At 37.1% G+C, this 15,150-nt stretch carries 14 protein-coding genes; 3 read left to right on the top strand and 11 right to left on the bottom strand.

Features of this window, described 5'->3' with window-relative positions:
• Positions 1–47: 47 nt before the first annotated feature.
• The gene (locus tag H7U04_RS00070) at positions 48–2,573 is read left to right on the top strand and encodes an N-acetylmuramoyl-L-alanine amidase family protein (RefSeq protein ID WP_155198597.1); all 2,526 of its coding nucleotides are present in this window, start codon (positions 48–50) and stop codon (positions 2,571–2,573) included.
• A gap of 108 nt (positions 2,574–2,681) precedes the next feature.
• Here the strand turns inward: H7U04_RS00070 and H7U04_RS00065 are convergent, their stop codons facing one another.
• The 4 genes from H7U04_RS00065 to H7U04_RS00050 all read right to left on the bottom strand — a co-directional run bounded on the left by H7U04_RS00065 (position 2,682) and on the right by H7U04_RS00050 (position 7,211).
• Positions 2,682–3,695 (bottom strand): hypothetical protein, encoded by a 1,014-nt coding sequence (locus H7U04_RS00065; protein ID WP_155198596.1) that lies wholly within the window; start codon positions 3,693–3,695, stop codon positions 2,682–2,684.
• Positions 3,696–3,819: 124 nt separating this feature from the next.
• Positions 3,820–4,548, bottom strand: a complete 729-nt coding sequence (locus H7U04_RS00060) for a hypothetical protein (protein ID WP_257056757.1) — start codon at positions 4,546–4,548, stop codon at positions 3,820–3,822.
• 12 nt (positions 4,549–4,560) lie between these two features.
• Complete coding sequence (locus H7U04_RS00055; protein ID WP_201059193.1) at positions 4,561–5,508, bottom strand: AEC family transporter; 948 nt, start codon at positions 5,506–5,508, stop codon at positions 4,561–4,563.
• Between the two features lie 77 nt (positions 5,509–5,585).
• The gene (locus H7U04_RS00050) at positions 5,586–7,211 is read right to left on the bottom strand and encodes a malolactic enzyme (RefSeq protein WP_201059192.1); all 1,626 of its coding nucleotides are present in this window, start codon (positions 7,209–7,211) and stop codon (positions 5,586–5,588) included.
• A gap of 350 nt (positions 7,212–7,561) precedes the next feature.
• Between H7U04_RS00050 and H7U04_RS00045 the strand changes: the two genes are divergently transcribed.
• Together H7U04_RS00045 and H7U04_RS00040 are read left to right on the top strand one after the other, a co-directional pair.
• Positions 7,562–7,912, top strand: a complete 351-nt coding sequence (locus H7U04_RS00045) for a helix-turn-helix domain-containing protein (RefSeq protein ID WP_037598004.1) — start codon at positions 7,562–7,564, stop codon at positions 7,910–7,912.
• A 140-nt stretch (positions 7,913–8,052) separates the two neighbouring features.
• Positions 8,053–8,928, top strand: a complete 876-nt coding sequence (locus H7U04_RS00040) for a LysR family transcriptional regulator (RefSeq protein WP_070655973.1) — start codon at positions 8,053–8,055, stop codon at positions 8,926–8,928.
• Between the two features lie 82 nt (positions 8,929–9,010).
• Here H7U04_RS00040 and H7U04_RS00035 read toward each other — a convergent pair whose 3' ends face one another.
• The 7 genes from H7U04_RS00035 to H7U04_RS00005 all read right to left on the bottom strand — a co-directional run bounded on the left by H7U04_RS00035 (position 9,011) and on the right by H7U04_RS00005 (position 15,148).
• The gene (locus H7U04_RS00035; RefSeq protein ID WP_201043277.1) at positions 9,011–9,769 is read right to left on the bottom strand and encodes a CPBP family intramembrane glutamic endopeptidase; all 759 of its coding nucleotides are present in this window, start codon (positions 9,767–9,769) and stop codon (positions 9,011–9,013) included.
• A 166-nt stretch (positions 9,770–9,935) separates the two neighbouring features.
• Positions 9,936–11,321 carry an MFS transporter gene (locus H7U04_RS00030; protein ID WP_070655977.1) on the bottom strand — a complete coding sequence of 462 codons (1,386 nt, stop codon included), beginning with the start codon at positions 11,319–11,321 and terminating at the stop codon, positions 9,936–9,938.
• Between the two features lie 25 nt (positions 11,322–11,346).
• Complete coding sequence (locus H7U04_RS00025; RefSeq protein WP_049546092.1) at positions 11,347–11,757, bottom strand: MarR family winged helix-turn-helix transcriptional regulator; 411 nt, start codon at positions 11,755–11,757, stop codon at positions 11,347–11,349.
• Between the two features lie 150 nt (positions 11,758–11,907).
• Positions 11,908–12,471, bottom strand: coding sequence for a sugar O-acetyltransferase (locus H7U04_RS00020; RefSeq protein WP_049546091.1), 564 nt, complete (start codon positions 12,469–12,471; stop codon positions 11,908–11,910).
• Between the two features lie 102 nt (positions 12,472–12,573).
• Positions 12,574–13,644, bottom strand: a complete 1,071-nt coding sequence (locus H7U04_RS00015; RefSeq protein ID WP_073689457.1) for a sensor histidine kinase — start codon at positions 13,642–13,644, stop codon at positions 12,574–12,576.
• The gene (locus H7U04_RS00010) at positions 13,629–14,303 is read right to left on the bottom strand and encodes a response regulator transcription factor (protein ID WP_201059191.1); all 675 of its coding nucleotides are present in this window, start codon (positions 14,301–14,303) and stop codon (positions 13,629–13,631) included. The genes H7U04_RS00015 and H7U04_RS00010 overlap by 16 nt, the downstream gene beginning before the upstream one ends.
• A 224-nt stretch (positions 14,304–14,527) precedes the next feature.
• A complete protein-coding gene (locus H7U04_RS00005) occupies positions 14,528–15,148 on the bottom strand; it encodes a hypothetical protein (RefSeq protein ID WP_311632969.1) in 621 nt (206 codons plus the stop codon).
• Positions 15,149–15,150: the final 2 nt, after the last annotated feature.

Genomic DNA, 15,150 nt, shown 5'->3' with positions numbered 1-15,150 from the left:
AGGCTTTCTTATTGTCTTATAATATAAATTAAAAGGGGGTATTTATTATGGAAAAAAATGATAAGGCCAAAAAACACGCATCTAAAAAGTATCTGATTGCGTTTTCATGTGCATCTGCTCTTGCTAGTTTTGCACTTATTGCAGGAGCTGCTTTTGCGGATGAAGTAACTGCTAGTGAAACACTCAAGAATGACACGACAGCAAGTGTTACTGCCAATCTTGAAACAACAGCAGATTTAGTTGAAACAAAGGGAATTGAGGCAACTGCTTCTGCTGAAAGTTCAACAGTTGCTCCAGAGTTAGCAAGTTCGGAAAACGCTAGAGAAAGGGCTTCAGCAAGCACTAATGAAAGTCAATCACCTACTGAAACAGCCAACGTTGAAGCACACACAGCTTCAACAAGAGACAGTACCACTAGTGAAACAACTGCGACAACTCCTGTTATCAATGAGGACTTAAACGTTACAGGCGGTCAATATTACAGCGACCAAAACGGCAAATGGCATTACAGAGATGCCAATGGTAAGGATCTGACTGGACCACAAACCATAGATGGGGTTCAAGTCTATTTCGATAAAGAAAATGGCATTCAAGCTAAAGGCGTTTTTGCTAAAGACCCTAATGATGCTAAAAAACTAAATTTCTATGATAAAGATTCTGGTGCTCTTCTCAAAAATCAATTTATCGTGGCCTACAGCAACGATACGAAACAATATGAACGTTACTATCTAGATGAAGATGGAAATCCTGTGTATGGTGAGTATCGAATTAATCGTCGATCATCCTACTTTGACGATAAATTTGGGACTCAAATCATTGATCGCTTTGCTCCTAATGGACACTTTTACGATCAGGATGGTGTTTTCGTTAATTTAGGAACCAATCGTTTTGTTGAAATCAAAGGAAAATGGTACTATCTCAATGATAGAGGACAAATTATAAAGGGCAGCCATATCATTAATGGGGCTCAGCTCTATTTCGATGAAAATGGTGTTCAAATTAAAGGGAATTTTGACAAGGATAACCGCTATTATGATGAACACACTGGTAAGCTAGTAAGCAACCGATTCGTAACAGTCAACGATAAGAGCTACTTCGTTGGCGCAAAAGGTGTAGCCATGAAGGGTGCTACTCGTATTGATGGTAAAGAGTACTACTTCGATAAAAAGACCGGTGCCCAAGTGAAAGGTGGCTTCGGAGGTAATGGTAAATACTACGATGCCTCAACTGGTGCACTTGTAACCAACCGTTATGTCAATATAGATAAATATTGGTACTATGTGGATGCTGAGGGCAAACCATTAAAAGGTTCACAAACCATAAATAATGTCCCTGTCTACTTTGATTCTTATTATGGCCGACAAGTTAAAGGCGATTTTGGAGACGACGGTTACTACTATGATAAAGACTCTGGTGCGAGAATCACACTTGAAAAGAATCGTTTCCATAATATTAATAACCAGTGGTATTATGTCGGTTCAAATGGCAAAATCCTTAAAGGTGACCATGTCATCAATGGTGTTCAGGTACATTTTGATAGAATATTTGGAACACAAGCTAAAGATGGCTTTGTAGATAAAGATGGTATTAATGTTCTCTATGATAGCTTTGTTGTCTTTGGTATCCCAGTTAAGTATTATGACAAGAATACTGGTGAACTTGTTAAGGGGCGTTACTTTACAACTCGAGGTAAGTGGTTCTATGCAGATAAGCAAGGCAATATTCTAAAAGGTGCTCATACCATTGATGGTGTCCCTGTCTACTTTGACGACCACCTCGGAACACAATTCAAAAACGAAGTTAAAAATGGCCACTACTATGATAAGGATACCGGTGAACAGAAGGAAGTCCCACGGAACCAATTTGTTCGTGCTGATAATGGGCTCTTCTATTATGATAAAGATGGTAAACCACTTTCTGGTTCTCATACCATTAATGGTGTAATCTATTCGTTCTATGAAAATGGACAAGCCCGTCAAGGAACTTTTGGGCCTTCCGGTTCAGGACCTTTCTACGATGAGGTTACTGGAGCAGCAGTCAGAGAAAAAGGATTCCATCAAGTAGGTGGCGATTGGTACTATACTGATGAAAATGGTAATAAACTTCTCGGTCTTCAAGAAATCGATGGGAAACTCTATTATCTCGATAATACAGAGTCTACAAGCTTAGTTACTGGTTATCTCGCAAAAGATAAAGTGCTTAGTCCTGAGCAAAAAGAGTCTACTAGATATCCTCGGACATCTAGTAGTACTATCATCGAACCTAAAATCCACAGTTACTACTACTTCGATGCTGAAACAGGTGCTGCGGTAACTAACCAATTCGTTAATTGGAAGGGCAACTGGTACTACTTCGGTAAGGATGGTAAGGCCCTCCTCTTTGATCAAGTCATCAATGGTCAACACCTCTACTTCGATTATGAAGGTAAACAAGTGAAGGGCGATTTCGTTACAGACTACAAGGGAACTCGTTACTACGATGACAACTCTGGTGAGCTCGTCACCAACCAAACTCGTACCATCAATGGTGTGACTTATCATTTTGATGAAAATGGACGTGTGAAGCAATTGTAAAATAAGTCCGCAAATCGACTAAAATTATTCTCATTCGTCATACAGATAAACGACAAACAAAAAGTCCAAATCAAACTATTGATTTGGGCTTTTTGTTAGGTAAAGAATTTATTGGTCCTTTTTCAGTCTTTTTAAGTGTTTATAGAGACCGAAGGCCCGATCCAGTTGCATAGATTCGATAGGACGTTTGCCCTTGATATAGAGATTTCCATTGGTCGCATTCATCAACCCTGTCTTAGAAATGGCATAGCCGGTGATCATGCCACTATAAAGGAATTTTTCCAATTCCTTGACATCTAAAACTCTGCTTGAAGGTTCAAGAATACCATATTCTGCTTCATAAATATCCACTAGTCTTTTAAACTTATAGGCTGTTTTTATGGGCATATCTCCGACATTTCCCTTGGCATAATAATGATAGAGATTCTGTGGGCTTAAGTCTGCAGATGCCACCTCTTGACCATTGGGCGAGTAAGGTTGTGATTTAATGAAAGTATTAAGCTTGCCAATATCAATGTGAGAGTCGCTGTCATTTCCCTTAGGAATAGGACCTTCAACCTTATCAACAATCTCCCTTCGTCTTATGGTAGCTAATAATTCATAAGGCTCGACTCTAAGCCTTTTAGAAAATTTTTCCAAAGTATCAAGCGATACCGTTCCTGTTTGATTGATCAGATTATAGTTGGTTTGAGCCATACCAGATGAGACTACAAAGGCTGTCATGCGTTCTCTGACTTCCCCCTCAGCCATATCTTCCGTGATTTCCAACTTCTTGCGAATGTTGTGCCACAAGTTCTGGGTGACCTGATCAGGATTTCTTGGAAACTCAAAACCCTCATGCTGATTATCTCGAGCTAAGAGCTTCCCAAGTGTAATGTTTTTCCCAGTCACCTTGGCCAGACCGTTAGTAATGGTTACAATCTTTGGAATATTTCCCTTAGGCTTGTTCATGAAAAGCATTCGAAGGTTTCCTGACGGAATCCCCGTAGCTTCTGAAAGCTCTTTGTAACTCTTCTTGTCTTTCCAAAATTCCCCCATACGAGCTTTTTCCGCATTTTCCCAGAAAAGCTCCTTAAGGGATTTGGGGGTATTCGGCTCATCCGATAATAGTCGTTTTGACATAATTGTCTCCCTCTAAAATTGCTGTTTAAACTTAGTCCGAGTCTATTATCTCATATTTTTAATAAAAATCAAATCAATTCCTAATGGTATTGATTTTACTATATAAAAAGGATTTAGCTCCGTTTTATACAGAACTAAATCCCTTGAGGGGGATTGTATCATAAATTGGTAAATTATAGCCTAAAGCATACCCAACCAAAAGAAAAAAACTTAATACGCTAGCCCAATCAAGGCCAGAAGCAAATACTAAAGATTTAATTGTCCTTCCACTCAGTTGACTAAAATAGGCCCATTTTTTTCTGTTTGAAACCAATAAAACAATTGGAAGATATAGACTAGCTCCTAAAAGAGCTGGCCAATACTGCTTAATCCCAATTGATAAAGGGAATAAACATGTCAAAACCAAGCTTATCAGGGCAAACAGTGAAAATCCACTCATAAAATAAGGTATGACACGAGAAATTCCCTGCATACTTTTCTCAGGTCGTTCCTCATCTCCATAGAAGGAATATCGTAAACTAACATCCACCAAACCGGCGAAGCCAATCATATTATTCAAGCTATTAATAGTCCAACTTGTCTCTAGTAAGTAAGATAATTTTTGTTTCTGATTAAGCTCTTTATTTAAGATTTTATCATAGAATACCATAGGTGCAACAGCCATAAAACCAAGCAAAGCTAAACTAATGACTTTTATTGGAGAGAGTTCTCCAAAGATTGCTCCAATCTTATCAAACGAAATGGTCTTAAAAAGTCTGATTATCTCTACAATAACCAGACTAGCAATAGATAAAAATAGCACAAGTTTGATAAGTCTCTGCCATTTTTTCACGCCATTCAAAATTGTTCTCACAATCTCTTCCTCTTATCCTAACAAGGTTTGTAATATTGGAATAACAACGATAAATAGAACCGTACTTAGAGTCACTACATTCGTAGAGAATTCCACATCTCCTTTTCCCTGATTAGCAAGGATCGGGAGAACAGCCAAAGCTGGTGTAGCGGACTGAATCATAAAGGTCTTAAATTCTACTGTCGCCATATTTGGTGCAAAGAACTTCAATACAAGAAGCATGATTAGAGGAGCTAGGATAAAGCGTCCAACTAAAGTGACAATTGTATCTTTATCAAAAGTAATAGTTTTCAAGCCTGCTTTTGCAAGAACGATACCAATATAAATCAGAGATAGGGGAGTGACGATATTTCCAACATAGGTTAAGGTATTCGTTGCGAAATCTGGAATAGAGATTCGGAGAATCAAAAATAGTAGAGCCACAAGAAAACCTACAAGCGGAGCTGGTAGCAATTTCTTCCAGTCAAATTTACTTGTCTTCTTGCTTTGACCCGATTTACTATCGCTCGTCATCAAATACACGCCCAATGTCCAGGTGGAAATCGTGTTGGTGATATAGTAAATTAAGAAATAAGGAAGAGCCTGATCACCAAAAAGAGCAACGTTTAAAGGTAAACCAATAAAAATAGTATTGGCATTCACAAAGGTATTAATCATGGTTCCTCGCCGTCCTGGACGAACCCTGAAAACCACAACTGCAATATAAGCTACGATATAGCCCAAGATAAAGGCCACAAATGTATAAAGGAGACCTCCAGAAAGACTGATTAGTTTATCTAGTGTCAGGTATTTCATCACCGACACAAAGATTGACGCTGGCAAGGCTACATTCATGATCAAACGGGATAGGTTAGATCCAAAGGCATCTCCAAACCATCCCTTCACCTGAAGAATATACCCCAAAACAATGATAGCGATAATCGGAATGATACTCGTAATCGAGGTTAAAAAGAGTGACATAGGTATCCTTTCTAAATTACTTAAGTCCACAGCCCATACAAATCTGTCGCTAGCGAAGGATAGACAGCAGCAGTGAATTATTTATACTCTGGATACCATTTCAAATCACGAACTGCTTTGGCCATATCTGTTTCCTTAGCACGCGCAAGACCTTGCTCTTGCGCTTTATTAGCGACTGCTTCTGCTACTTTAATAGAAACATCTGCTACATACTTGAATGGTGGCAAGACAGGAGCTCCTGGTTGGCCTGGATTGACAATACCACTCAATGAATGAGCCGCTGCTCCAATCATTTCATCAGTCAAAAGACTTGCTTCAGAAGCCAGCATACCTAGACCAAGACCTGGGTAAATCAAGGCATTATTGGCTTGACCAATCACATAGTCGACACCTTTATAAGAAACTGTATCAGCAGGAATTCCTGTTGCGACAAAAGCTTTGCCATCTGACCATTCAATCAAATCTTTGGCACTTGCTTCTGCCAATTTAGTTGGATTTGACAAAGGGAAAATCATTGGACGCTCTGTGTTTTCACACATAGCTTCTACTATTTCTTTAGTGAAGGTATTAGGTTGAGTCGAAGTTCCTACAAGAATGGTTGGCTTCACAGTCTTCACTACTTCAAGCAGGTCAGTCAACTTGTCTGCATTACTAAAGTCAGCACGTTTCTTAGCAAACGGTTTTTGTTCAGGAGTTAGGTCATCCATGTCATCAAAGAGAAGACCTTGTTTATCAACCATAAAGAAACGTTTATAGGCTTCTTCTTCAGAAAGACCTTCACTCACCATTTCACGAAGAACACGAGAGGCAATTCCTGCACCCGCAGTACCACCACCATAGCAGAGATAAACTTGATCTGTTAATTTTTCACCACTAATATCCAGTGAACCAAAGATACCACCCAAGGTAACGATTCCTGTACCTTGAATATCATCATTAAAAGTTGGAATTTGTTTCCGGTATTTTTCAAGAATATTGGCAGCATTCAAGCGACCGAAGTCTTCCCAGTGAAGGTAGAGTTTAGGAAAGAGACGTTCTGCTGTTTGAACAAATTGGTCAATAAAGTCGTAGTAACGATCTCCGCGAACCCGTTCATGACGATTTCCTAAGTAATTAGGATTGTTACGAAGTTCTTCACGGTTAGTCCCTGCATCAATAACTAAAGGAAGGACCATAGAAGGATCGATTCCAGCAGCACCCGTATAGACCATCAATTTCCCAACAGAAATGTCGACACCATTTGTTCCCCAGTCACCGATTCCAAGGATTCCTTCTGCATCTGTTACAACAATGAGACGAATCTCGCGATCCCCAGCAGCATTTTTCAAAGTGGCTTCAATATTTTCAGGATGATTGATATCAAGATATCCCGCATATTGTGGATCTACAAAGAGGTCACTATAGCCTTCAATGGTATCTGCAATGGTTGGATCGTATACAATTGGATTGAATTCCTCCAAATGTTGAGAAAAGAGGTAATAGAAAAGAGTTCGGTTGGTGTTAAAAATTTCCATTAGGAAAAGACGCTTTTCCAAATCATTGGCTTTTGTTTGCATTTGCGCATAAGTTTGCGCCGCTTGTTCTTCAATCGTTTGAACATACGGTGGCAGTAAACCAATAAGGCCTAGTTCCTTTCGCTCCTCTAAGGTAAAGGCAGTACCTTTATTGAGGAAAGGATTGTTTAAAATATCATGTGCAGTCATAGTGCAACCTCCTTTTTACTTATATTATACTACTTAAAATAGTCGTTTTAAAGAACAATGTGTTTTATAGTGTCCACTCATTTCTTTTATGTTATAATGGGCAAAAAGAATTATGACAGAATCAACTATACAACCAGTTATCATCTTTCCTCCAGATACAAATGGACAACCACTTTATCTGTGCATAACCGTATAACACATTTGTTTTACAGGCTGTATAGTAGCAACAATTGTGATGGTACTAATAGAGACTAGCATATTGAACTAATAAACAACAATATGGATTTTATAGTATACTTTGTATTGTTTAAAAAGTTATTTTTGTCATTTAAAACTTGTATTCTGTTTATATGACAACTAATAATTATCTACAAAAATATATTTCACAAAAAGTGAAATATTTTCGTAAACAAAACAAAATGAGCCAGGAGGAACTTTCGGAACAGGCAGGACTCGGACTCAAGTATATCAATCAATTAGAAAACCAAAATGTGAATCTGACCATTCACAGTCTAGAAAAAGTGATTGTCGCCTTAAACTTGACACCAGAGGACTTTTTCAATTTCAATAGCCTCGAGCCCACCACTGACCAAACCGATAATCTCTCATTGAAAAGAGTTAACATGAAGCTGAAACAAGTTCCTGTTGATAAAAGGGAGAAAATCCTAGCTATTTTTGAAGATATTCTTGATAACCTATAATCATCTCCTGACTCATCATCATATTCTAACTCAATAAAAAAGTTATAGTCAAACACATCACTACGGATAATATTTACTTATCGTCTCATCTAGCCTTGTCTATGTAACTCTTTTTAACAATTTTTTGAAAGTGTGATTTTATGAATCTTAAAGACTTATACTATTTTTATGACCTAAGCAACCTGCAATCTTTCACTGCAGTAGCTCGAAAAAACGGGGTGAGTCAACCATCTATTTCTTATGCCATTAAACGTTTAGAAAAGGAGTTTCATTGTCAATTACTTGTGCATGATCCTTCACATAGGACATTTAAGCTAACTCCACAAGGTGATATATTGCTACGACATGTAAAGAAAGCTCTTCCAGAAATACAAGGTGCCCAAAAAGAAATACTTCGAAGCATTTCTCCCTATGATACAATTGGGTTTCCGCCTCTTATTATTGACTATCTTGTTCGTAAAGAGCCTGCTTTTATTGAAAATGTCTCAGCACTTCGAAACATTCACCCTATACAAGAAGGTTCTATTGAACTTCTAGACCTCTTGTCTAAGGGAGAACTAGATGCCAGTTTTATTGGAAGCTTAGAACCGATTATCGATAAACGATTTTCAGTTAAAACTCTTATGACAAGTGATCTTTATTATATTCTACCTTCAGGCCACTCATTGGCAGATAAGGAAGCTATCGCTTTCTCTGATGTTCTAAATGAAAATTTTATTATTTTAGACGAACATTTTGTTCATCTAAATGCTTTTCAACATTTGAATAATCAATATCATCATGCTGCAACACCATTCTTTCAAACAGATGATATTAATTTGCTTAAGCAACTCCTTCGTAAAAAAATTGGTATCAGTCTTCTTTCTGAAATCGCTATAACAAAGGAAGACAAAGATTTAATTTCTATCCCAATGGTTAAAGAGGAACGCATGTCGCTTTATGTTTCACTAGTTACACTTAAGGAAACTAATCTTCATCCTGAGGTAGAAAACTTCTTCCAAGAACTATTAAATTAAAAGCGATAATACTAAGCTAATTAAGATACATCTAACAATAAAAGGAAACTCCCCTCGTACTTAAACGAAGGGAGTTGTTTTACTAATAATTCCAGTTTACCAAGAGATAAATTAGACTCGAGCCAAACATATCCGCCAAGGCATGCATGAGGAAGAATGGAAGCAAGTTTTTGACCTTGTATTTATAAAGGAAATAATAAAGTAGACCAAAGACCACACCGATAACCAGAGCCCATAGTATCCCCTGATAGGTATGGAAGGACACACGGACAATGGTTGAAAAGACCAAGACCCACCATTTATACTTGTCCTTTACTGAGGTCAAAAGCCCTAAGAAGAAAAATTCCTCGTAGAAACCGTTAAGCAGTCCGTAAGCAATGGCCATAGGTGACAAAGCCATAAACTTATCAATAACAGCCATAGGGTTAATATAAGCTAAAACTTGAGGACTAAAATAATTATACTGTCCTGACAAGGTGCTAACCATATCGGCAAATAGGCCTGAAATAGCGAAAATAAAGGGTACCCAAAAGAGAACAGACCACTTTAGGCGTATAAGTAATTGTTTAAAGTCAAAATGACGTATCCAGAGATATATAATCGCTAAGGTTAGGAGAATAATCTGCAAGGTGAAATTACTTGAATAGCCTGCTCCCTCACTGGCTGTATTTGTTGATGTCTCACTGATTGCTGTGGAAACGCTTGGAGCCAAACTTGCCAAATATATTTGTGTTGAACGGACAATAAACTCACCAAACATAATCAGCGTAACAATACCGATATCAAACCACCTAAGATTCTTTAGTGGTTGTTCGGGACGAATTTTCTTGAGTAAAGACATTGGTCTTTCCTTTCTTCTATCCTCTTCATCGAAGACTGGTTTATTCTTTAAGTTTATTATAAGTCATAAACCTTAACATAATACTAAAATTTGCAGTAAGATTAGTATTTCAATTAAGGAAAGAAAAAGCAAGGGAAAGCATGTTTCCTTTGCTTCAAACTTGTTATTAATCATTCTTTTTAACAACACTAAATAAGACAAGGAGTTGGAAAATAGCCAAAACAAATAGGACCACAAAGCCATTTCGACTACCTTGAGCCGTTGCTCGTGCAAAGTCAATCTTGTGGTTAGCTTGACTCATAGCAACAATTAGAGATGCTAGTGTTGTTCCCACTGCTCCTGCAAATTGTTGGAGCGTGTTAAAGATGGCATTAGCATCGGCTCGTTGATCAAGCGACAGTTGTTTCTGTCCATTAGTCATGACATTACCAAAGGCAACCCCGAGTCCCGTCATGAAAATCATGTAAAAGGCGAGAATCAAAGTATTTGAAAGGGAGAGACCAAACAAGCTAAATAGCAACTGAGCAAGAACGATAAGGCTTGCTCCAATCAGAATTGGTTTACGAGCTCCCATCTTATCTAAAATGATACCCGAAAACGGAGCAAATCCTGCACCAATGATAGCTCCTGGGAGGAGCATCAAGGCTGCAAGAGTGGTATTAGAGTTGTTAACCAACTGCACATAGTTTGGCAAGAGGAAACTCATCGCAAGGGAACCCAATTGGAAAGAAAAGAAAGCGATGATATGACCTGTCAGTTTAAGATTTTTCAAAATAGAGAGGTTGATGATGGGATTTTCTAATGTTGTAGAACGCCAAATCAAAATGACAAGACCTAAGATCCCAATCAAAAGCCAACCTAAGACTGAGAAGCTGAAGAAGGCATGTTCAGCAACCCCATGAAGACCTAAAATCAGGCCCAAGAAAAGAAAGATGGTAGCCAGTAGACTGAGGATATCTAAAGATTCACGTTTAACCTCACTCTTTTGCTCAATCGAGCGAAGCCCTGCAATCAGTGAAGCCAAGAGAATAGGAAACTGAATGAGGAAGATAGAACGCCAACCAAAATGCGCTGTCAAAAGTCCACCAACAGTCGGTCCAATCGCTGGAGCGACAGCTGTAATCAGTGTCCCAACTCCCATCATGAGACCAATCTTACGACTTGGCACCTGCTCCAAAATGATGTTAAACATGAGAGGTAGGGCAAAACCAACACCCATTCCTTGAACCAATCGTCCCAGAACAACAAAGCTAAAACTAGGCGCTATAAAGTCGATAAGAACACCTAAAATAGACAAAAGGTTTGCGACCAGAAAGATGGTCTTCATCTTAAATGAGCGCTTGAGATAGGCAGATAAGGGCACCACGCAAGCAACGACTAATAGGTAGATGGTTGTAACCCACTGTACTGTTGACGTATTAACCGAAAATACCTTCATCAATACAGGAAAGGTGATGTTCATAGCTGTTTCACCAGCCACTCCACAAAAAGAAAGGATTCCTGTCGCAAAGATGGCACACAGGATCTTAGTGGAGATTTTTTCGTCTGACATAAGTATTTGTTCCTCTTATATAAACTTAAATATTGCGGTAGTGTTGTAAGATTTTGAGAAAGACTTCTCTCTCTTCAGATGAAAATTGCTGGGCAAACTCTTCCTCTTCTTTTCGAAGATAGGATTGGCAGGCAGACGCGATTTTTACTGCCTTATCCGTTAAAACAACCGCTTTTTGCCTAGCGTCTTTCGATGAGGTATGTCGTTCGATAAGGCCTTTTTTCTCCATCCGCTGTAAGAGAACTGTCGTTGTCGAACGCTGAATCTCAAATTCATGCTCAATGTCACGTTGAAATACCTCATGATTAGCATGATGGGTTATAAAATCGATAATGGCCATCTGATTTCCAGTCAAATCATACTGCCTAGCAAACTGATCAAAGTGGCGCATCATATTGTTATTGGCTTGCTTCAACAAGCGTCCAAAATGGTCCAAAACATGACTCCTTAACTACATTGTTAGCTAACTAACGTTATTTAGTATAAGAGTTTTAGGAGGTAATGTCAATAACTTTTCAAGAGATTTCCACTCAACTTTCAATAGATTTCAAAAAACTCAAGGACTTAAATCCTTGAGTTGCTTCATTTAGTCTTTCTTTACAGGAATTTCCTTAATAACACGCGCTGGATTCCCGCCTAGAACCACGTTGTCTCCAAAGGACTTGGTCACGACGGCTCCTGCCCCAGCTACTACATTATCCCCTAGGGTAACGCCAGGAAGGATGGTCACGCCTCCACCAGCCCAGAAATTATCACCGATAGTAATTGGAGCCCCATATTCAAGTCCTGAATTACGCTCGGTTGGATCAAGCGGATGTAAGGGCGTCAAAAACTGACAATTAGGGCCAATCATGGCATTGTCACCAATCCTGATAGGACAGACGTCTAGCATAGTCAAGTTCCAGTTAGAATAAAAATTTTCACCGATATGGATATTAACACCGTAATCCGTAACGAACTGAGGATTCATGGCAACATTTTCACCAGTCGAACCAAACCAAGATTTGACAACTTCAGCTCTCTTGAGACGGTCAGGTTCCCCATTAAAGGCCATTTGGTTTTCTCTCGATTTTGCTGCTAGGGCACGTAACTCAGGGTCGCTAGGCTTATAAAACTCACCCGCAATCATTTTTTCATATTCTGTCGGCATGGCAGTCTCCTTTTGTGATTGTACTCCTATATTGTAGTATAGAAGTGATGTTACCACAAGAGAACAGATATAAACTAGATAAATATCTCAACTTAAAAAATATTACTCAATATAGATTGTAACCATAGCTCCATTATTTTCATTAGAAAGTTTCAGTTCCCAATCATGAAGTTCTACGACTCTTTTTACAAAAGATAACCCTATTCCAAAATGGTGATTTTGAGAGTCGTTTCCTGACTGATTATCTTGGTAAAAGAGCGATCCTACATTATCAATCATATTAGCTGAGAACCTTGAGCCATCGTTCCAAACCGATAAAACAATCTTATTTTGCTCAGAAGATAATTTTATAACTATCTTTGGCATCATTGATTGACTATAGGACATTGCATTATTCACTAGATTAGTAATTGCTCTTAAGAATAATACTAAGTCAATATGAATAGTAGTATCAGATGGGGTTTCATTCAATACATTTAAAACACAAGTCCCAGTTGTCAGAGGAGTTAATTCTCTAATCAAACATGACGCAAGCTGCTCCGAAGTAATATGCTCTTTATTGATATTATCTTTATAAAATGTTTTTGAATATTGAATAAATTGATTAAAATAATTATCTAGTTGTTGACTTGAAGATTCGATATCTAATAAGCATTGAGTTAACTCAGGAGACAAATCAAATGTTTGAAGATACTCAGCATTACCTGAAATTATTGTTAGAGGTGTCTTTAAATCATGTGCTGCGGAAGACACTCTGAACATTAGCTCTTGCTTTTGTTTCTTCTCTTTTTCAAGCATCTTTTGAATTTTATCCTGCATCTTCATAATATGTTCTTTTGTCTCAATAAATTCAAATAACCTTAGTGGCTTAGAGTATTTGTTATTGTCTGAATATAAGCTTTGTTCATATACTGTCTTCATCTCTCTCTGAATTTCATATAGAAGTTTTTGTACATTTCTTACAATTATAACAACTAAAATGACACAAAGATAAATCCACGAGCTAACACTAAAAAACATAGTAAAGCTATTCACATTGTTAGCATTAATTCCTTCAACCGCTGTAAATAGGGTAGGAATAATGTAAAAAAAACAAATACATAACAAAAATTGAAAAATAATTTTCAAATAAGTTGCTCTTATCAACTGCTTTAATGTTATTGATTTTGCCATTTATATCCCCCACCCCAAAGAGTTTTAATTGGATCAATACCATAAGGTTTCAATTTTTGTCGAATCTGATAGATATACTCTGTAATACTTCGGTACTGAACTTCTGAACTTTGAGGGTACAAATATTCATAAAGCTCCTCTACACTAAAGATTTTAGTTTGATAGGTAAACAACAAATATAATAAATCGAATTCCCTTCTCGAAAGAGAAATACTATTACCGTCTACTATTAATTCCTTTCCTACCCTATCAAATTGAAGTAAACCACTAGTCTCAGTATCTCCGACAGAAAGTAGCCTTTTATCTCTTCTAATATGCATTTTGACTCTTGCAACCAACTCCTTCATACCGAATGGTTTGGTAATAAAATCATCTGCACCTATTCCAATAGCTTCAACAATATCTTCTTCAAGGTTTTTAGCAGTTATAAAAATTATGGGTGTTTGAATCTGACTTCTGATACTACTACAAATATCAATACCACTCACTGGCATCATTATATCCAGTATAATCAAATCAAATCCTATGAAGTCACATAGGTTAATATCTTCGACAGAATTTCTAGTTTCAACTACATAGGAGTTTTTCTCCAGAATATTCTTAATCAATCTTAAAATTTTTAAATCATCGTCAATAACTAGAATTTTTGACTTTACCATTTTTTCCCTCGTACGTTTTGAATATATTGTAACATAATTAAAAATCGAAAATACATTTCAAAATTAGCATATAATTGATAATTCAATAAATTGAGTTTCTACCAAATCTCAATAATGCTCATTTTTAAGTAACAGAATATGTGCTCCAAAGTCTTGTATCTATTTTTCAGTCAATCTATCTAAATTCGATGTTGTCTCATCTAAAAAAACAATCTTTATTTGGGTTACTTTAAAAATTCCTTTCTAATAAGGCAATAACTCGTAAAGAATAATCCAAAAAGCCAAATTATAAATACAATAAAACGCATTATAGAATAGTTTGTATGTATTAGCTGAAAAACTAAATCATATATTATTACACTTGAAGCTATTGGTAAAACCCTATCTATAAAAGGCAACACGAGTATAGGAAATAATAGCAAAATTGCAAGTGCAATCATTGAATTACCGCATAAAAAGGAAAAAGAGTAACCCGCTAAAAAGTATACAACTGAACCAAACAAGTAATAATAAAAATTTACTTCACTATGAATACCCTGACTAAACATCATTACTATTAAACCTGCTAATACTGACTGTGTTAAACATTCTAGTAGATCTATTAATAATATGTATAATGCTGCCTTCACCCTACTTCCGTTGTTCAGGTAAACTTGCTTATAACTTTGTGTCCTCAATTCTACACTTGCATTTAAAACTCCATTCCCTAAAAAAGAGAAAGATATTATAGTTAATAAAACAGAACTGTTAAAAGTGATAGAATCTTCATTAACTTCGAATTTTAGATATCTTAATAAACTTATTATAATAACAAATACTAACTGAAATAATAAATAAACCTGTATAG

Origin of the sequence: Streptococcus sp. 22.1 (genome assembly GCF_016648645.1) — a bacterium.
In the GTDB taxonomy this organism is placed as follows: domain Bacteria; phylum Bacillota; class Bacilli; order Lactobacillales; family Streptococcaceae; genus Streptococcus.
The sequence above is the reverse complement of the archived record's forward strand: the minus strand, read 5'-3'. Positions and strand labels throughout refer to the sequence as shown.